General features: G+C 60.7%; 17 protein-coding genes. 9 read left to right on the top strand and 8 right to left on the bottom strand.

Annotated features, from left to right (window positions below; all coding sequences use genetic code 11):
* Positions 1–123: 123 nt before the first annotated feature.
* The gene (aroE, locus tag QMX88_RS01070) at positions 124–954 is read right to left on the bottom strand and encodes a shikimate dehydrogenase (protein ID WP_282365459.1); all 831 of its coding nucleotides are present in this window, start codon (positions 952–954) and stop codon (positions 124–126) included.
* A complete protein-coding gene (hemF, locus tag QMX88_RS01065; protein ID WP_192174409.1) occupies positions 954–1,874 on the bottom strand; it encodes an oxygen-dependent coproporphyrinogen oxidase in 921 nt (306 codons plus the stop codon). The genes aroE and hemF overlap by 1 nt, the downstream gene beginning before the upstream one ends.
* A 225-nt stretch (positions 1,875–2,099) precedes the next feature.
* On the opposite strand from hemF, the gene QMX88_RS01060 reads away from it, so the two are divergent.
* The gene (locus tag QMX88_RS01060) at positions 2,100–3,077 is read left to right on the top strand and encodes an NADPH:quinone reductase (protein WP_282365458.1); all 978 of its coding nucleotides are present in this window, start codon (positions 2,100–2,102) and stop codon (positions 3,075–3,077) included.
* 28 nt (positions 3,078–3,105) lie between these two features.
* On the opposite strand, the gene QMX88_RS01055 is transcribed toward QMX88_RS01060, so the two are convergent.
* The 3 genes from QMX88_RS01055 to QMX88_RS01045 form a co-directional block, all read right to left on the bottom strand.
* Positions 3,106–3,663, bottom strand: coding sequence for an L-threonylcarbamoyladenylate synthase (locus tag QMX88_RS01055; RefSeq protein WP_282365457.1), 558 nt, complete (start codon positions 3,661–3,663; stop codon positions 3,106–3,108).
* 39 nt (positions 3,664–3,702) lie between these two features.
* Complete coding sequence (gene dprA, locus QMX88_RS01050) at positions 3,703–4,815, bottom strand: DNA-processing protein DprA (RefSeq protein WP_282365456.1); 1,113 nt, start codon at positions 4,813–4,815, stop codon at positions 3,703–3,705.
* A gap of 124 nt (positions 4,816–4,939) precedes the next feature.
* Positions 4,940–5,965: a LysM peptidoglycan-binding domain-containing protein gene (locus tag QMX88_RS01045; protein WP_282365455.1), complete on the bottom strand. Its 1,026-nt coding sequence runs from the start codon at positions 5,963–5,965 to the stop codon at positions 4,940–4,942.
* A gap of 141 nt (positions 5,966–6,106) precedes the next feature.
* Here QMX88_RS01045 and def point away from each other — a divergent pair, with 141 nt between their 5' ends.
* From def to trkA, 4 genes are all read left to right on the top strand, one after another.
* On the top strand, positions 6,107–6,613 hold the full coding sequence (gene def, locus QMX88_RS01040; RefSeq protein WP_172610173.1) for a peptide deformylase: 507 nt from the start codon (positions 6,107–6,109) through the stop codon (positions 6,611–6,613).
* Positions 6,614–6,744: 131 nt separating this feature from the next.
* Entirely contained in the window at positions 6,745–7,704 is a 960-nt protein-coding gene (gene fmt / locus QMX88_RS01035; protein ID WP_282365454.1) for a methionyl-tRNA formyltransferase, read from the top strand.
* The gene (gene rsmB, locus QMX88_RS01030; RefSeq protein ID WP_282365453.1) at positions 7,701–9,020 is read left to right on the top strand and encodes a 16S rRNA (cytosine(967)-C(5))-methyltransferase RsmB; all 1,320 of its coding nucleotides are present in this window, start codon (positions 7,701–7,703) and stop codon (positions 9,018–9,020) included. Before fmt ends, rsmB begins: the two co-directional genes overlap by 4 nt.
* Before the next feature lie 47 nt (positions 9,021–9,067).
* Positions 9,068–10,441, top strand: coding sequence for a Trk system potassium transporter TrkA (trkA, locus tag QMX88_RS01025; protein WP_172610176.1), 1,374 nt, complete (start codon positions 9,068–9,070; stop codon positions 10,439–10,441).
* A 4-nt stretch (positions 10,442–10,445) separates the two neighbouring features.
* Here the strand turns inward: trkA and QMX88_RS01020 are convergent, their stop codons facing one another.
* Together QMX88_RS01020 and QMX88_RS01015 are read right to left on the bottom strand one after the other, a co-directional pair.
* Positions 10,446–11,333, bottom strand: a complete 888-nt coding sequence (locus tag QMX88_RS01020) for a lysophospholipid acyltransferase (protein WP_282365452.1) — start codon at positions 11,331–11,333, stop codon at positions 10,446–10,448.
* Between the two features lie 39 nt (positions 11,334–11,372).
* Positions 11,373–11,945 (bottom strand): DNA-3-methyladenine glycosylase I, encoded by a 573-nt coding sequence (locus tag QMX88_RS01015; protein WP_282365451.1) that lies wholly within the window; start codon positions 11,943–11,945, stop codon positions 11,373–11,375.
* Positions 11,946–12,027: 82 nt separating this feature from the next.
* Here QMX88_RS01015 and glyQ point away from each other — a divergent pair, with 82 nt between their 5' ends.
* From glyQ to QMX88_RS00995, 4 genes are read left to right on the top strand one after another with little or no spacing between them, the layout of a single operon-like run.
* Positions 12,028–12,975: a glycine--tRNA ligase subunit alpha gene (gene glyQ, locus QMX88_RS01010; RefSeq protein ID WP_065988033.1), complete on the top strand. Its 948-nt coding sequence runs from the start codon at positions 12,028–12,030 to the stop codon at positions 12,973–12,975.
* On the top strand, positions 12,972–15,026 hold the full coding sequence (gene glyS / locus QMX88_RS01005) for a glycine--tRNA ligase subunit beta (protein ID WP_282365450.1): 2,055 nt from the start codon (positions 12,972–12,974) through the stop codon (positions 15,024–15,026). The genes glyQ and glyS overlap by 4 nt, the downstream gene beginning before the upstream one ends.
* A gap of 11 nt (positions 15,027–15,037) precedes the next feature.
* Complete coding sequence (gene gmhB, locus QMX88_RS01000) at positions 15,038–15,595, top strand: D-glycero-beta-D-manno-heptose 1,7-bisphosphate 7-phosphatase (protein WP_192174399.1); 558 nt, start codon at positions 15,038–15,040, stop codon at positions 15,593–15,595.
* Between the two features lie 56 nt (positions 15,596–15,651).
* The gene (locus QMX88_RS00995) at positions 15,652–16,422 is read left to right on the top strand and encodes a lysophospholipid acyltransferase family protein (protein WP_282365449.1); all 771 of its coding nucleotides are present in this window, start codon (positions 15,652–15,654) and stop codon (positions 16,420–16,422) included.
* Positions 16,423–16,604: 182 nt separating this feature from the next.
* On the opposite strand, the gene QMX88_RS00990 is transcribed toward QMX88_RS00995, so the two are convergent.
* Entirely contained in the window at positions 16,605–17,792 is a 1,188-nt protein-coding gene (locus QMX88_RS00990; protein ID WP_197984121.1) for an MFS transporter, read from the bottom strand.
* Positions 17,793–17,958: the final 166 nt, after the last annotated feature.

The raw sequence follows: 17,958 nt of genomic DNA, 5'->3' as shown, positions 1-17,958 counted from the left end.
GCGAGCAAGCTCACTCCTACAGGACCAACACCAGTCTGTGGGGGCGAGCTTGCAGCGTGACAGTGCGGCGTCTGGACGACCAGGCATCCACCACAAAATAAGTGTCAGCCTGGAACGTGAGCGTTATCCGTTCTGCACCATCAACCGCCGCAGTTCCGCCAGAACCGGCGCTGACTCCGGTCGCACGCCGCGCCACAGGCAAAACGCCTCGGCGGCCTGCTCGACCAACATCCCCAAACCATCCACTGCCTGTCCGGCGCTGTGCTCCGTGGCCCAGCGGCAAAAGGCGGTCGGCTCCTTGGCGTACATCATGTCGTAGCAAATGGTCACGCCCGGCTGAATCAGACTGGGCGCAATGGGCGGTACTTCGTCCGACAGGCTCGCCGACGTAGCGTTGATGATGATGTCCACCGGTTCCTCCAGCCAGTCATAGCCGGCGGGCAGCACCGGGCCGACGTCGGCGAACTCCTCGGCCAATCGCTCGGCCTTTGCTACCGTGCGATTGGCAACCACCAGCACGTAGGGATCTTCCGCCAGCAAGGGTTCCAGCGCGCCACGCACCGCGCCGCCAGCTCCGAGCACAAGGATGCGTTTGTCCTTGAGCGTTACGCCATGATTGACCGTCAGGTCCCGAACCAGACCGGCTCCGTCCGTGTTGTCACCCAGCAGGCTGCCATCCGCCTGCAGCGCCAGCGTGTTGACCGCCCCGGCACGACGGCCGCGCTCGGTCAGCTGATCAGCCATCCGGTACGCTTCTTCCTTGAACGGCACGGTGACGTTGGCGCCACGGCCGGTCTGGAAGAATGCCTTGGCGAACGCGGTGAAGCCGTCCAGCGGCGCCAGTGAGGTCTTGTAATCGAGCGCCTGACCGGTTTGCTCGGCGAACAGGCGATGGATCAGCGGCGACTTGCTATGGGCGATGGGGTTACCGAAGACAACGTACTGATCAGTCATCACTGTGCCGCCTCAGCCAGCCAGTCGCGATCCTGCAGGAAATACTCCGTCAGGCGTGCTTCCTCGCTGCCCGGCTCGGCTTTCCAGTCATAGCCCCAGCGCACTTGTGGCGGCAGCGACATGAGGATGGATTCGGTCCGGCCACCCGATTGCAGCCCGAACAAGGTGCCACGGTCGTACACCAGATTGAATTCAACGTAACGCCCACGGCGGAACTCCTGAAACTCCCGTTGCTGCGGCGTGTACGGAGTGTCTCTACGGCGCTGAACGATGGGCACATACGCCTCGACGAACGCATCACCGATGGCGCGAATGAAGGCGAAGCTGGTGTCGAAATCCCACTCGTTGAGGTCATCGAAAAACAGGCCGCCCACGCCGCGCGGTTCATTGCGGTGCTTGATATGGAAGTAGCGATCGCACCACGCCTTGTAACGGGGATAGACGTCGGCGCCGAACGGCGCGCAGGCCTGCTCGGCGACGCGGTGCCAATGAACGCAGTCTTCCTCGACGCCGTAATAGGGCGTCAGGTCAAAGCCGCCTCCGAACCACCACACTGGTTCTTCGCCTTCTTTCTCTGCGATGAAGAAACGCACATTGGCGTGGGCAGTCGGCACATGAGGATTGTGCGGGTGCATCACCAGCGACACGCCGAGTGCTTCGAAACCACGTCCTGCCAGCTCCGGTCGATGGGCGCTGGCCGATGGGGGGAGGCCGGCGCCGAAGACGTGGGAAAAATTGACCCCGCCCTTTTCGAGGATATGGCCATTCTCGATCACGCGGGTCCGTCCGCCCCCCCCGGCAGGCCGCTCCCAGGCGTCCTCGACGAAACGGGCGCTGCCATCTTCGGTTTCCAGCGCGGCGCAAATGCGGTCCTGAAGATCGAGCAAGTAGGCTTTGACGGCATCGGTGCGAAAGGACATGGCGGTACCTGCATAAACTGAAACGTGCGTCGGGAGCGGGATTCGACCGGGCTTGGCGTTGATAGCACGCCTTGCTCAGCAAACCCCGTCGGCGAAATTCGGCCCGTAGCATATCACCGGCATGGCGGCTGCCGCAGTTGACGAAGCGCCAACGAAGGAGTCCGATAGAGCCCTTTCGCATCGACAGTCATCCTCTGCAAGTCCGATCCATGACGGAGAAAGCAAATGGCAAAACGTATCCAGTTCAAGGCGTATGGCGGTCCCGAAGTGCTCGAGTACGTAGACTTCGAACCCCCGACACCAGGGCCGAAAGACGTGCTTGTGCGTAACAAGGCGATTGGCGTCAACTTCATCGAGACCTACTTTCGCAGTGGCCTGTACCCGGCGCCTTCGCTCCCGTCGGGGTTGGGCAACGAAGGCGCGGGACTGGTTGAAGCGGTCGGCAGCGAAGTCACCCACGTCAAAGTCGGCGACCGGGTGGTGTACGGCACCGGTCCATTGGGTGCCTACGGGGACGTTCACGTAACGCCGGCCGCGAACATCGCCAAACTGCCTGACGGTATCAGCTTCGAGCAGGGCGCCGCCGTCATGCTCAAGGGCCTGACCGTGCAATACCTGTTTCGTCAGACCTACGAAATCCGCCCTGAAGAAACCATCCTGTTCCATGCCGCTGCCGGCGGCGTGGGATCGATCGCCTGCCAGTGGGCCAACGCCTTGGGCGTCAAGCTCATCGGCACGGTGAGCTCGGCAGAGAAGGCCGCGCACGCCAAAGCGCTCGGCGCGTGGGAAGTGATTGATTACAGCAAGGAAGACGTGGTCCAGCGTGTACTGGAATTGACCGACGGCAAGAAGGTCCCGGTGGTCTATGACGGCGTGGGCAAAGACACGTGGGAAACGTCGCTGAATTGCCTGGAATTGCGAGGCCTGCTGGTCAGCTTCGGCAATGCGTCAGGCGCAGTAACCGGCGTGAACCTGGGGGTTCTCGCTCAGAAAGGCTCGCTGTACGTCACCCGGCCGACGTTGGGCTCCTACGCGAACACCCCGGAAGCCTTGCAGGCGATGGCGGATGAGGTGTTTGAAATGGTCGCCAGCGGCAAGGTGAAGGTCGACGACATCCAGAAGTTTCCCCTCAACGATGCCGCGAAGGCTCATACCGAACTGGCAGGGCGCAGAACGGTTGGGTCGATCATTCTGGTGCCTTGATCTCAACCTGCGAAACAGTGGAAGGGCATTAACCTGCCCTTACCACCTCAGCGGTGACCAGATCCCGTATCACACTCGGGTTGCGACGCCCGCCAAGGCTGCCGCTCAGCACCATGTCCAGTTGCTCGTGGAAATACTGCTCAACGCGCAGTCGCGAGCGGGCTGCGGGGCGGCCGGTCGGGTTGGCGGAGGTCGACACCAGTGGACCGGTCAAGGCGCACAGCTCGCGTACGGTCGGGTGATCGCTGACCCGGAGGGCGACGGTGTCGTGCGTTCCGGTGATCCAGTCCGGCAACAGGCCTTGATGTGGCACCAGCCAGGTGTTCGGTCCCGGCCAGGTGCTGGCCATGCGGTCGATCCACAGCTCAGGGAAGTCCTCGAAGAGGAAATCGAACTGACGGATGTTGTCTGCGATGAGGATCAAGCCCTTATCAACAGGCCGCGCCTTGATTGCCAGCAGGCGATACACCGCCTCTGCATCCCAGGGGTCACAACCCAACCCCCACACCGCTTCGGTTGGATAGGCAATCACCGCCCCGGCCCGAATTTCTCGTGCGGCTTGCTGCACTCGCCAACTGCTGACCATCGTCCGTTCTCCCAAATTACGCAGGAGGGCAGTTTAACCTCAGCGTGCCCGGGCAAACCATCGCCCGGCTTCACAGGTCACGCTGCTGTCGAGTTCAAGCTCGGTCAGCGCCGCCAGGACCTTTGGCAACGGCCAACCGCTGTTGTGGGCCAGCGCCTCGCCGGTTTGCGGCGCTGCGTGCAAGAGGGCGAGCAGCGGATGAAGCGGGGTCGACGGCTTATCAACGACGTCCGAACTCGGCGCGACGTTTTTCCAGCCCTGCAGCGCCTCAAGAATATGGTCGATGGTTTCCACCAGCACTGCCCCCTCACGGATCAGCTGGTGACAACCCCTGGCGCCCGGATGATGGATCGAGCCGGGGATGGCATAGACCTCACGGCCCTGCTCGGCGGCAAGCCGTGCCGTGATCAGTGATCCGCTGGCAACGCTGGCCTCGACCACCAACACGCCCAGGGACAAACCGCTGATGATTCGATTGCGCCGGGGAAAGTTGCTGGCGTGGGGGCCTGCGTCCAGCGGCAGCTCGGAAATCACTGCGCCGCCCTCGGCCACCATACGCGCTGCAAGTTGACGATGCCGCTGTGGATAAAGTTTTTCGATGCCGGTGCCCAGAACGCCGATTGTCCCGCCTTTTACGTCCAGAGCACCTTGATGCGCGGCGCCGTCGATACCCAGCGCCAGCCCGCTGGTGATGACAAAACCGGCACCGGCCAGGCTCCGCGCGAACGCCGCAGCGGTGTCGAGTCCAGGCTTGGAAGCGCGTCGACTGCCCACCATTCCCAACTGCGGACGATCAAGCAATGCACGGTTTCCGGCGATGAAGAGCAGGGGCGGTGGATCCGGGATTTCTGCCAACAGCGCAGGGTAGTCAGGGTCGTCCCACATCAGCAAATGCTGGCCCGGACGCTCTAACCAGGCCAGTGCAGCACTGGCACCGTCGCGCACTTCGGCACTGCGACGGGCCTCGGCACTGGCCGCCGGCAGCCGCAGAGATCGCCATGCCGAAGCCGGCGCACTCAACGCGGCAGAGGCGCTGCCGAACGCATCGATGAGGGTGTGAAAACGTTTTGGACCGACTTCCGGCAGCCGATGCAGACGCAAACGGGCTTCCAGCTCAGCCGGCGACTGACCGGCCTTTTCGAACAACGGCATGTCATCTTCCTTGATCCGAGACCCACCTTAATCAGTGGATCAAGCTGTGGATAAGTCTGTTAACAACAATTTGATAAGTGAAGCATGCCGGTGGAGAAAAGTGATTTGCAGCTGATACATAGCATTACGGATTGCGGACTTTGTCCTGAACCGCCAGAGATCGGGTTGCGTGCAGCACCATGCCGTAGCTCAGTCGCTCGTACGTGCGGAAGACCATCAGCAGCCCTGAGCGCTCGTCGGGAATTTTGACCTGATCACCGTTGACCCGGTCACGCACCGTCTCGCCGGTCTTGTAGATGGCCAGCACGTTGCCTTCGGCCAAGCCATCCAGTCGGCCACGGTCGATGGTCACCACGTCGAACTCGCCGATCTGGGTCACGCCCCGGGGCACATCGATGATAGTGCCGCTGATCGGTTGCTGGGGCTCACTAGGGACAAAGGTGGAATTGATTCCGCGTTCTTCACTGACGAATAGCCGATCGCCGAGGCGTACTTCCTGGGTCGAGCGCTGCAGTTGCAACGTCGCTACGTCACCTTCGCTGGCAACGATTTGGCCGCTGCCAATGTCATCGGCATTGATGCCCAGCACCACGCCGCTCACCGGATCGACGTAGGTCTTGCCCTTGCGATAGATGCCGTACGACACATGGCTCGGCTCGAACTGGCCCCGGGCATAGATGCGATCACCCGCACCACTCAGCACCCGCTCGCCGGGGCCGGCCACGACATGAGGCGCGACTTCAAACTGGCTGGCGTTGTCGATGATTCGGTTGTTCAGCAGAAACGCATTGATCGCGCCCAGCGGGATGGTGGGTATCGCCTCGGCAATCGGCGTACTGCGCACACGCGGGGACAGTTTGATGGTGCCCCGGGACTCACCGCGATTGACGACGATGCGTGGCTGACCATCAACGTAAATCAGGTTGAGCGTATCGCCGGGGTAGATCAGATCAGGGTCGTGAACCTGTGGATTGGCGCGCCAGAGTTGGGGCCACTTCCACGGCTGGTTAAGAAATTTTCCGGAAATGTCCCAAAGTGTGTCACCGGCGACGACGGTGTAACTCTGTGGATGGCCATCCCTGAGCTGTACTTGCGCCTGGACAAGGCCTGTCGCGGCCAACAGCAGCAGGGCGAGTAGTGATTTCCTCATGCGGTGAATCCCTTTATCATGTTGGCTTCGCGTGAAACGCTGAGTCTTGCGAGACTTCCGGTTTTACTAGGGCTGCAGCTTGTGACGTCCCAAGCCTAGCAGCCGATTTTGACTTTACCCTACAGTGCATCCCTTACGTATATGGCCATTCTAAACATCCTCGAATTTCCCGATTCGCGCCTGCGCACCATCGCCAAGCCGGTGGCTGAAGTGGACGACGGCATTCGCCAGTTGGTCGACGACATGTTTGAAACCATGTACGAAGCGCCTGGCATCGGTCTGGCCGCGACGCAGGTTAACGTACACAAGCGCGTGGTGGTGATGGATCTCTCCGAAGATCGCAGCGAGCCGCGGGTGTTCATCAACCCCGAGATCGAGCCGCTCACCGACGAGATGGACCAGTACCAGGAAGGCTGCCTGTCTGTTCCAGGTTTCTACGAAAACGTGGATCGCCCGCAACGGGTCAAGGTCAAGGCGCTGGACCGTGAAGGCCAGCCCTACGAGTTCATCGCCGAAGGCCTGCTCGCCGTGTGCATCCAGCACGAATGCGATCACCTGAACGGCAAGCTGTTCGTTGATTACCTGTCCAATCTCAAGCGCGACCGGATCAAGAAGAAGCTGGAAAAACTCCACAAGCAAAACGCCTGATCCCGCCATCCTCCTTTCTACAGTAGGAGCCCGTTTGCCCGCGATAGCGACCTGTCCTCTGCCGCATTTGTCGGCTGACACCACGCCATCGCGGGCAAGCGCGTTTCTACCGTCATACTCAAGAGAAGCCCATGACTGAGCCACTGCGCATCGTGTTCGCCGGCACCCCGGAATTCGCCGCCGAGCATTTGAAAGCCCTGCTCGACAGTCCCCACGACGTCATTGCGGTGTACACCCAGCCAGATCGCCCGGCCGGTCGTGGTCAGAAGCTGATGCCGAGCCCGGTCAAGCAGCTTGCCCTTCAGCACACTATTCCTGTCATGCAGCCGCCCACCTTGCGCGCACCCGAAGCCCAGGCCGAGCTGGCCGCGTTGCAACCGGACCTGGTGGTCGTGGTCGCCTATGGCCTGATCCTTCCGCAGGCCGTACTGGATATTCCGCGTCTGGGCTGCATCAACAGCCACGCCTCGTTGCTCCCACGCTGGCGCGGTGCTGCGCCGATCCAGCGCGCGGTGCAGGCCGGCGATGCCGAGAGCGGCGTGACGGTCATGCGTATGGAAGCGGGGCTGGACACCGGCCCGATGCTGCTCAAGGTGACGACCCCGATCACGGCCGACGACACCGGCGGTACGCTGCACGATCGTCTCGCTGAGCTCGGCCCGCCTGCGGTGATTCATGCCATTGCCGGCCTGGCAGACGGTACGCTTGTGGGCGAAGTACAGGACGACAGCCTCGCCACCTATGCGCACAAACTGAACAAAGATGAAGCACGTATCGACTGGACCCGCCCGGCCGTTGAGCTGGAGCGACTGGTACGCGCCTTCAACCCATGGCCGATCTGCCACACCACGCTCAACGGCGAAGCGCTGAAGGTTCTGGCCGCGCAGATCGCCGACGGGGAGGGCACGCCCGGCAGCATCATCGACGCAAGCAAAGACGGCCTGCTGGTCGCGTGCGGTGACGGCGCGCTGCGTCTGAAGCGTCTGCAACTCCCCGGCGGCAAACCGCTGGGCTTCGCTGACCTGTTCAACAGCCGCCGCGAGAAGTTCCCCGTCGGCACTGTCCTCGGCCAAGCGGTGGATGCTCAATGAACCCGCGTCTGGCCGCAGCCAAGGCCCTGGCTGCCGTACTGAGTGGCAAGGCATCGCTGAACAGCTCCTTGCCCACGCAACTGGACAAGGTTGAAGACCGCGACCGCGGCCTGACCCAGGATCTGGCATTTGGCACCGCGCGTTGGGAGCCAAGGCTCTCCGCGCTGGCGGCCAAGCTGCTGCAGAAACCCTTCAAAACCGCTGATAACGACGTGCAGGCTTTATTGCTGGTGGGCCTGTATCAGCTGTTCTATTCGCGGATTCCTGCCCACGCCGCTATCGGCGAAACCGTGGGCTGCGCCGACAAACTGAAAAAACCGTGGGCAAAAGCGTTGCTCAATGCCGTGCTGCGTCGAGCCCAACGGGAAGGTGAGGCACTGCTGACAGAACTGGAACACGATCCGGTGGTGCGCACTGCTCATCCACGCTGGCTGCAAAAAGCGTTGAAAGCCGCCTGGCCTGAGCATTGGGAAGCGATTTGTGCGGCAAACAACGCCCACCCGCCGATGATTTTACGGGTCAACCGCCGGCACAAAACCCGCGAGCAGTACCTTCAGCTGTTACTGGACGCAGGCATCGCAGCGACGCCGAGCACGTTCAGCCAGGACGGCATCGTGCTTACCGAACCGGGCGATGTTCGCTCGCTGCCGGGTTTCGCCGAGGGCTGGATCAGCGTTCAGGATGAGGCAGCGCAACTGGCCGCCGACTTGTTGGAGCTGGCGCCGGGTCAACGTGTGCTGGATGCCTGTTGCGCACCGGGTGGCAAGACCTGCCATCTGCTGGAAGTCCAACCGGGCCTGGCAGGCGTCGTTGCGGTGGATCTTGAGGCCAAGCGCATAGTGCGGGTCAAAGAGAACCTGGATCGCCTGGGCCTGAGTGCCGAACTCATCGCCGCCGACGCCCGCGCCACGGATCTATGGTGGGATGGCAAACCCTTCCAGCGCATCCTGCTGGACGCGCCTTGCTCGGCGACTGGCGTCATTCGCCGCCACCCCGACATCAAGCTGACCCGTCAGGCCGATGATATTCCTGCCCTCGCCGCGCTGCAGGGCGAATTGCTCGACGCGCTGTGGCCGACGCTGCAGGTCGGCGGGATCTTGCTGTACGCCACATGCTCGACCCTGCCGACTGAAAACACCGAAGTCATTGATGCATTCCTGGCGCGTACGTCGGGGGCTCGGGAGCTGGACATTGCCGGTCAGCAAGGCAATCCGCCTCCCGGTCTAAAACAGCCCCACGGCCGTCAGTTGCTGGCCCAGGAAGGCGGGCATGACGGGTTTTACTACGCCAAACTGATCAAGATTGCGGCGGCGTGAAGACAAGTAGCCGGTGTGACGGAATCATCATTTCAAGGAGAGACTGATTGAAGATCATCATTCTCGGCGCAGGGCAGGTCGGCGGTACGCTGGCCGAGCACCTGGCCAGCGAAGCCAACGACATCACCGTCGTGGACACCGATCAGGATCGTCTGCGAGCGTTGGGTGATCGCCTCGATATCCGCACCGTTCACGGTCGCGGCTCATTTCCAACCGTGCTGCGTCAGGCCGGCGCCGACGACGCCGACATGCTGGTGGCCGTGACCAGCAGCGACGAGACCAACATGGTCGCCTGCCAGGTCGCGTACACGCTGTTCCAGACCCCGACCAAGATTGCCCGGGTTCGCGAGTCGGCGTACCTGACCCGCTCAGGCCTGTTCGCCAACGGCGCCATTCCCGTGGACGTGCTGATCAGCCCTGAGCAAGTGGTCACCCATTACATCAAGCGGCTCATCGAATACCCCAGCGCGCTGCAAGTCATCGACTTCGCCGGCGGCAAGGTGCAGATGGTGGCGGTCAAGGCGTACTACGGCGGCCCTCTGGTGGGGCAGCAACTGCGTCAACTGCGCACGCACATGCCGAATGTCGAGACTCGCGTCGCGGCTATTTTCCGTCGCGACCGTCCGATCATTCCTCAGGGCGATACGGTTATCGAGGCTGACGACGAGGTCTTTTTCATCGCTGCCAAAGCGGATATTCGCGCCGTTATGGGCGAGATGCGTCGTCTGGATGTGAGCTACAAGCGCATCGTGATTGCCGGCGGCGGGCAGATCGGCGAGCGGCTGGCGGAGGCCATCGAGAACCGCTATCAGGTCAAGATCATCGAGATGAATCCCGCCCGATGCCGTCACCTGTCAGACACGCTCAACAACACGGTGATCCTGCAAGGCAGCTCTTCGGATCGCGACCTTCTTGTGGAAGAGAACATCGACAACGCCGACCTGTTTCTGGCGCTGACCAACGACGACGAGGCGAACATCATGTCGTCGTTGCTGGCCAAACGTCTCGGTGCAAAGAAGGTGATGACGATCATCAACAACCCGGCCTATGTCGACCTGGTGCAAGGGGGAGAGATAGATGTCGCGGTCAGTCCTCAGCTCGCCACCATCGGTACGTTGCTGGCGCATGTGCGGCGCGGCGATATCGTCAGCGTGCATTCGTTGCGTCGGGGCGCGGCGGAAGCCATCGAGATCGTCGCCCATGGCGATGCCAAATCCAGCAAGGTGATCGGCAAAGCCATCATGCACATCAACTTGCCGCCCGGCACGACCATTGGCGCTATCACCCGCGCCGATCAGGTGATCATCGCCCATGACAGCACGGTGATCGAATCAGGCGATCACGTGGTCATGTTCCTTGTGGATAAAAAGTACATCCGCGACGTCGAGCGACTGTTTCAGGTGGGTTTGAGCTTTTTTTAAAAGCTCAATACCAGCGCTTCTCACCCTCGGGGCGTTTCTTGAAGCGCTTCATGGTCCACATGTATTGGCTTGGATAGGCCCGCACGTACTTCTCAACCACCTTGCTCATGGCAGCTGCCGACGTAGCGGTATCGGTGCTGTACATGTCGTCCGGCGCGGCTTCGAGTACGACTTTGTAACCAGAGCCATCCTCCAGACGCATCGCGTGAAGAAACACGCCCACCGCTTTGCCGCCCGCCAGCATGTTCGGGACGAACTTGCTGGTCAGCGCCATCGTCCCGCAGAAGGGCACGAAGACGCCTGCTGACTCAGCGGGTTCCGGGTCCGCCGGAATGCCGACCGAGCCACCTTTGCGCACTTCCTTGATGACGCTGAGAATGCCTTCCTTGGTGGACGCTGCGACGCGGTTCCCCAACTGTACGCGCTGCTTGCGCAGCAGATCGTCCACGGCCTTGAGCTTGGGTGGCCGGTAGAAAATGATCGGTTTGCACTGGCTGCAGTAGAAGTGGTTGAGCACTTCCCAGTTGCCGAGATGGCTGGTAATACCAACGACGCCCTTGCCCGACGCCAAAGCGTCTTTCAACACCTGAAGCCCTTCGACTTCGCGAACCAGATTGATCGACTTCTGCGCCGGCCAGATCCACGCGCAGGCGCTTTCGGTCAGGGTCTTGCCGATGTCCATCAGACTGCGGCCGACCAGTGCTTCGAGTTCTTCAGGGCTAAGTTCAGGGAAACACTTGGACAGGTTGATGCGCGCGACGTCGCGAGACCGGTTAGGCAACTTCCACATCAGCCAGCCAATGCAGGTACCGACCCATTGCACTGCGCGCCACGGCAACAGGGCAAACAGGCGCAGTGCCCCAACCATCAAGGCGCCTTTGAACTTATCCACAGATCACTCCCGAATACATGAGGCGGCCATTGTAACCATTCATGGGAGCCGATTATCCACATCACCCACCAGCTCGGCGTATCGATCGCAATCAACCGTATGGTCCATCACCATGCCGGTGGCCTGCATGTAGGCATAACAGATGGTCGGGCCGACAAAGGTGAAGCCGGCTTTCTTCAGCGCTTTGCTCATCGCTTCGGCCTCAGGCGTAATGGCAGGAACCTCGCTGCGGTCCTTGAAGTGATTGACCTTCGGCTCGCCCCCCACAAACGACCAGACAAACGTGACCGGATCCTCGAGCCGCAACCAGGCCAGAGCGTTCTTGCGCGCGGCGTTGAGCTTGAGACGGTTGCGCACAATGCCGGGCTCCAGCATCAGGGCTTCGATTTCCGCATCGGTCATCGCGGCGATGCGCTGGACGTCGAAGCCGAACATCACTTCGCGGTAGCGCTCACGCTTTTTCAGGATGGTGATCCACGACAGCCCGGCCTGGAACCCTTCGAGCAACAGGAACTCGAACAGCATCTGCGCATCGCGCAACGGCACACCCCACTCTTGATCGTGGTAGTCCATGTAAAGCGGATCTTCGTTGCACCAAAAGCAGCGTGGCATAGGGCTCCCAAGGGTGGAGGCGCGGCCGAATCGGGTATACTCCCGCTCTTTAAATCGCAGCCCCCCAGTACAGGTGAATTTCGTGAGCCAGCCTACGCCAGCCGTGCGTACCTTCCAAGACTTGATCCTCGCCCTCCAGCAATACTGGGCTGAGCAAGGTTGTGTGGTACTTCAGCCCTACGATATGGAAGTGGGCGCCGGCACTTTCCACACCGCTACGTTTCTGCGCGCCATCGGCCCGGAAACCTGGAACGCCGCCTACGTACAACCAAGCCGTCGTCCTACCGATGGCCGTTATGGCGAGAACCCAAATCGCCTGCAGCACTACTATCAATTCCAGGTCGTTCTGAAGCCCAACCCGGACAATTTCCAGGAGCTGTACCTCGGCTCGCTGAAGCACGTGGGCCTCGACCCGCTCGTGCACGACGTCCGCTTTGTCGAAGACAACTGGGAATCCCCGACCCTCGGCGCCTGGGGCCTGGGCTGGGAGATCTGGCTGAACGGCATGGAAGTGTCGCAATTCACCTATTTCCAACAAGTCGGCGGCATCGAGTGTTACCCGGTCACCGGCGAAATCACCTACGGCCTCGAGCGTCTGGCGATGTACCTGCAAGGCGTCGAGTCGGTCTACGACCTGGTCTGGACTGACGGCCCGTTCGGCAAAGTCACCTACGGCGATGTGTTCCATCAGAACGAAGTGGAGCAATCGACCTATAACTTCGAGCACGCCAACGTCGACAAGCTGTTCGAGCTGTTCGATTTCTATGAAAGCGAAGCCGTGCGCCTGATCGAAGTCGAGCTGCCATTGCCGAGCTACGAAATGGTCCTCAAGGCCTCTCACACCTTTAACTTGCTGGATGCCCGTCGCGCGATTTCCGTGACGGCGCGTCAGCAGTACATTCTGCGCGTCCGCACCCTGGCTCGCTCCGTGGCCCAGGCGTACCTGATGGCCCGGGCCAAGCTCGGCTTCCCGATGGCCGCGCCCGATATCCGCGATGAAGTGTTGGCCAAGCTGGAGGCTGCGCAATGAGTGCTCAAGATTTTCTGGTTGAACTGGGCACTGAAGAACTGCCACCCAAAGCATTGAATACCCTGGCCGATGCGTTTATGGCTGGTATCGAAAAAGGCCTGCAGGCTGCGGGTCTGACCTACAGCGCCAAGCAGGTTTATGCCGCGCCACGTCGTCTGGCCGTGCTGATTACTCAGCTCGCCACCGAGCAGCCGGATCGCAGCGTCAATCTGGACGGCCCGCCACGCCAGGCCGCGTTTGATGCCGAGGGCAATCCGACCCAGGCTGCCTTGGGCTTCGCCAAAAAGTGCGGCGTCGACCTGAGTGAGATCGACCAGAGCGGCCCGAAGCTGCGTTACAGCCAGAGCATCCCTGGCAAGCCAACGTTGAGCCTGCTGCCCACCATCGTTGAAGATTCGCTCAACGACCTGCCGATTCCGAAGCGCATGCGCTGGGGCGCGCGCAAGGAAGAGTTCGTACGTCCGACCCAGTGGCTGGTCATGCTGTTTGGCGATCAAGTCGTCGATTGCACCCTTCTTGCCCAGACGTCCGGCCGTGAATCCCGTGGCCATCGCTTCCATCATCCGGACAGCGTGCGCATTACCTCGCCGGCCAACTACGCCAGCGACTTGCGCGCGGCCTACGTGCTCGCGGACTTCAACGAGCGTCGTCAGCTGATCAGCAAGCGCGTTGAAGAGCTCGCCACGCAACACGAAGGCACCGCCATCGTGCCGCCGGCATTGCTCGATGAAGTGACTGCGCTGGTCGAGTGGCCCGTGCCGCTGGTGTGCTCGTTCGAGGAGCGTTTCCTTGAAGTACCGCAGGAAGCCCTTATCACCACGATGCAGGACAACCAGAAGTACTTCTGCCTGCTGGATGCCGAAGGCAAGCTGCTGCCGCGCTTCATTACTGTCGCGAACATCGACAGCAAGGACCCTTCCCAGATCGTCCACGGTAACGAGAAAGTCGTTCGCCCGCGTCTGACCGACGCTGAGTTCTTCTTTAAGCAGGACAAGAAGCAGAAGCTGGAGACATTCAACCAGCGTCTGCAGAACGTGGTGTTCCAGGCGCAACTGGGCACGGTATTCGACAAAGCCGAACGTGTTTCCAAGCTCGCTGCGTTCATCGCGCCCCGCATTGGCGGCGATGCTCAGCGCGCCGCGCGTGCAGGCTTGCTCTCCAAGTGCGACCTGGCGACCGAAATGGTTGGCGAGTTTCCCGAGATGCAGGGCGTTGCAGGCTACTACTACGCCTTGGCCGACGGCGAACCCGAAGACGTCGCGCTGGCGTTGAACGAACAGTACATGCCACGTGGCGCTGGTGCTGAATTGCCGGGCACTCTGACTGGCGCCGCTGTTGCCATTGCCGACAAGCTCGACACACTCGTGGGCATCTTCGGCATCGGCATGCTGCCGACCGGTAGCAAAGACCCGTACGCTTTGCGTCGGGCCGCGCTGGGCATCCTGCGCATCCTGATCGAGAAGAAACTGGATCTGGATCTGGTCAAAACCGTACAGTTCGCCGTCGCTCAGTTCGGTGTGAAGATCAAGCCTGCTGGTCTGCCAGAGCAGGTTCTCGAATTCATCTTCGATCGTCTGCGCGCGCGCTATGAAGACGAAGGCGTCGACGTTTCTGTCTACCTGTCGGTGCGCGCTTTGCAGCCCGCTTCGGCGCTGGATTTCGATCAACGTGTTCAGGCTGTTCAGGCCTTCCGCAAATTGCCTGAGGCTGCAGCATTGGCCGCCGTGAACAAGCGGGTTTCCAATCTGCTGAGCAAGGCAGATGGCAACATCGCCCAGACCGTCGAGCCGAAGTACTTCGATAACGCCAACGAGTTCTCGCTGTACTCGGCGATTCAGCAGGCAGATCAGGCCGTCGCGCCGATGTCCGCCAGCCGTCAGTACAACGAAGCGCTGACGCGTCTTGCGGCACTTCGCGAGCCTGTGGATGCGTTTTTCGAGGCCGTGATGGTCAACGCGGAGGACGCCAGCGTGCGGGCTAACCGATACGCCTTGCTCGCCCGCCTGCGCAATCTGTTCCTCGGCGTCGCCGACATCTCCTTGTTGGGCTGACAGCGGAGCGCATGCCAGTGAAGTTGCTGATTCTCGATCGAGACGGGGTGATCAACCTGGACTCCGACGCCTACATCAAGTCGGTGGACGAGTGGGTTCCGATTCCCGGCTCCATCGAGGCCATTGCGCAACTAAGTAAAGCCGGCTGGACGGTGACAGTGGCCACCAACCAGTCCGGCATTGCTCGCGGTTACTACGATCTCGCCACCCTTGATGCCATGCACGCACGCTTGCGTGAACTCGTGGCGGAGGAGGGTGGTGAGGTCGGACTGATTGTTTATTGCCCCCACGGCCCGGACGCCGGCTGCGATTGCCGCAAGCCAAAACCGGGCATGCTGAAGACCATTGCCCGCCATTACGCCGTCGATTTACGCGGCGTGTGGTTTGTGGGCGACAGCAAGGGTGACCTGGAGGCGGCGGTGGCCGTCGACTCACAACCTGTTCTGGTCATGACCGGTAAAGGTCAGAAGACGCGAAGCGGTGCATTGCCCGCAGGCACGTTGGTTTTCGATGATCTAGCGGCGGTTGCCGCAGAACTAATCCACAACAGCGCCCCGTTGAACGGCTAACGGCTATCAACGGCTCGCTCAATTCGGGCAATTGCCCCGTAACGGTAAAAGCAGCTATGTCGATTGTGCAGGCCATCAGGATTTTCTTCTTTTACCTGCTGCTGGGCACTACCGCCCTGCTGTGGTGTTCGCTGAGTTTCTTTATTGCACCTTTCCTGCCGTTCCGTCTTCGTTATCGCTTCATCAATGTGTACTGGTGCCGCTGCGCCTTGTGGCTGACCCGCGTGTTCCTCAACATCAAGGTCAATGTTACCGGCCAGGAAAACATTCCCGAGACGCCGTGTGTGATCGTCTCCAATCACCAGAGCACGTGGGAGACGTTTTTTCTCTCGGCGCATTTCCAGCCGTTGAGCCAAGTGCTCAAGCGGGAGTTGCTCTACGTGCCTTTCTTCGGCTGGGCGATGGCGATGCTGCGTCCCATCGCCATTGATCGCAATAACCCCAAAGCGGCGCTGAAGGTCGTGGCGAAGAAAGGCGATGAGTTGCTCAAAGATCGCGTCTGGGTGCTGATCTTCCCTGAAGGCACACGCGTGCCGTACGGCCAGATCGGAAAGTTCTCGCGCAGCGGATCGGCATTGGCGGTTAACGCGGACTTGCCCGTCCTGCCCATTTCCCACAACGCCGGCCGCTTTTGGCCGAAAGAGGGCTGGGGTAAAAAGCCGGGGACCATCGAAGTCGTGATTGGCAAACCGATGTACGCAGAGGGCACTGGCCCTCGCGCAATCGCTGCGCTGAACGATCGCGTCTCGGCCTGGAACGAGCAAACCCAGCGTGATTTGGGATCGCCCGCAATGCCTGCGCCTGCGCCCGAGAAATCACCGGCGTGAATTGTGGATAACCTGTGCACGAATAAGTAGAAATTCGAGAAATTCACTTCTAACTCATTAATTTTAATGCTTATTTCTTCGAGCGCTTAAAACGCCAATACGTGCATAAGTTTTTTCTCATCGTCTGCCGATGACCTGAAAAGACCGGTCTTGAGCCTGTGCGGCCGAGACCGATCTGTGGATCAAGCCGCTCTGGCCGGCGCTGATATCCGCAGATTGCAGAGCGCTCCTAGACCCACCAGCACAATCCCTCCACACGCCGCTGCGACAAATCCCATGGCGGGAGAAACACTGTCGATGGCGAATCCTACAATTGGCGCCGAAAGCGTCTGGCCTATTCGGTACGCCGAATCGTGCAGCCCCATTACTTCACCTCTCACGCTGGAAGGCGCCAACTTGGCAACCGCTTCCGAACCCGCAGCCAGCGTCGGCGTGCACAGCAGATTGGTGGGCAGCAGCGCGAGCATCAGCCACCACCAGACGTCATCAAAGAAGACCACGGGCAGCAGCAGGAGACTCATTGCCAAGGCGAGTTTCATCTGCGACCACGACCGGTGGACAATCCCGTGAACGTATCCGCCCACAATGGACGCGATGGACATGGCGGCGATGACATACCCAGTGAAGGCAAGCTGGTCACTGGCGCGCAGCACAGCGATCAGTGCCAGCTCGGTGCCGTAGAGCACGAACAACGCACCCGCACTGACAAACATCACGGCCAGCAGACGGCCGCTCATCCAGGTGCGAAGTTTGGGCCGCACGCGATCAGGATTTGCAGCGACTTCGTCAACATTGCGCGTCGGCCAGTTCAACACATAGAGCACGACATAGGAGAGCGCCCGCCAGAGGCCGATGCCCGCCAGCGTGGCCGTCGCCGAATACGTGGTGATGAGCAAAATGCCGCTCGCCGGCCCGATGACGAATGAGAGTTCCATAAGCATCATGTTGAGAGAATACGCAGGCCGCCGCTGATCCTCCGGCACCAGACTGGCGATGAACTGCCTGGCGAGCGAGCCCGTTGGCACGGTAAAGAGACCGGCAACAAAAGCCAGAAATACATAGAGCCAGTAACTCACCATCGGTAGCAACACCCAGGCGAGGGTCGACAGCGTCCCGCACACGGCCACTACCGGGCGCAGGCCATGACGGTCAATCATCCGGCCGAGAAGGGGAGAGCCCACCGCAAACCCGAGGGCGGTCGCTGTCCCCACCACGCCCGCATCAAAATAACTACCGCCCATTTCGTTGAGTACATGCAAGCTCAGCGTGAGCCCCATGATGGTCAGCGGCAAACCCGCAACGAACATGAACAATGTCGCGGGCAGCACTCGTGGGATGGCCAGCACTCTCTGGTATTTGCGAATCGACATATAACTGAGGCTCCTTGGTCTTACATCTGTCCTGATGCAACGGGTCATTCGACGGGTTCTTTAAGTTTTTGCCGCTGTCATCGCCCAATCGAGGCGCAGTGACACAGTCCTGCCCAATAAAAACTATCGTTCGAGTTTCAGGGCCAAATTATTGGCTGACAGGGCA

This window comes from Pseudomonas sp. PS02290 (genome assembly GCF_029960075.1).
GTDB lineage: Bacteria > Pseudomonadota > Gammaproteobacteria > Pseudomonadales > Pseudomonadaceae > Aquipseudomonas.
The sequence above is the reverse complement of the archived record's forward strand: the minus strand, read 5'-3'. Positions and strand labels throughout refer to the sequence as shown.

Coding starts and splice junctions, on each gene's coding strand:
- aroE (WP_282365459.1), bottom strand. CDS start 954: ATGACTGATCAGTACGTTGTCTTCGGTAACCCCATCGCCCATAGCAAG.
- hemF (WP_192174409.1), bottom strand. CDS start 1,874: ATGTCCTTTCGCACCGATGCCGTCAAAGCCTACTTGCTCGATCTTCAG.
- QMX88_RS01060 (WP_282365458.1), top strand. CDS start 2,100: ATGGCAAAACGTATCCAGTTCAAGGCGTATGGCGGTCCCGAAGTGCTC.
- QMX88_RS01055 (WP_282365457.1), bottom strand. CDS start 3,663: ATGGTCAGCAGTTGGCGAGTGCAGCAAGCCGCACGAGAAATTCGGGCC.
- dprA (WP_282365456.1), bottom strand. CDS start 4,815: ATGCCGTTGTTCGAAAAGGCCGGTCAGTCGCCGGCTGAGCTGGAAGCC.
- QMX88_RS01045 (WP_282365455.1), bottom strand. CDS start 5,965: ATGAGGAAATCACTACTCGCCCTGCTGCTGTTGGCCGCGACAGGCCTT.
- def (WP_172610173.1), top strand. CDS start 6,107: ATGGCCATTCTAAACATCCTCGAATTTCCCGATTCGCGCCTGCGCACC.
- fmt (WP_282365454.1), top strand. CDS start 6,745: ATGACTGAGCCACTGCGCATCGTGTTCGCCGGCACCCCGGAATTCGCC.
- rsmB (WP_282365453.1), top strand. CDS start 7,701: ATGAACCCGCGTCTGGCCGCAGCCAAGGCCCTGGCTGCCGTACTGAGT.
- QMX88_RS01015 (WP_282365451.1), bottom strand. CDS start 11,945: ATGCCACGCTGCTTTTGGTGCAACGAAGATCCGCTTTACATGGACTAC.
- glyS (WP_282365450.1), top strand. CDS start 12,972: ATGAGTGCTCAAGATTTTCTGGTTGAACTGGGCACTGAAGAACTGCCA.
- gmhB (WP_192174399.1), top strand. CDS start 15,038: ATGCCAGTGAAGTTGCTGATTCTCGATCGAGACGGGGTGATCAACCTG.
- QMX88_RS00995 (WP_282365449.1), top strand. CDS start 15,652: ATGTCGATTGTGCAGGCCATCAGGATTTTCTTCTTTTACCTGCTGCTG.
- QMX88_RS00990 (WP_197984121.1), bottom strand. CDS start 17,792: ATGTCGATTCGCAAATACCAGAGAGTGCTGGCCATCCCACGAGTGCTG.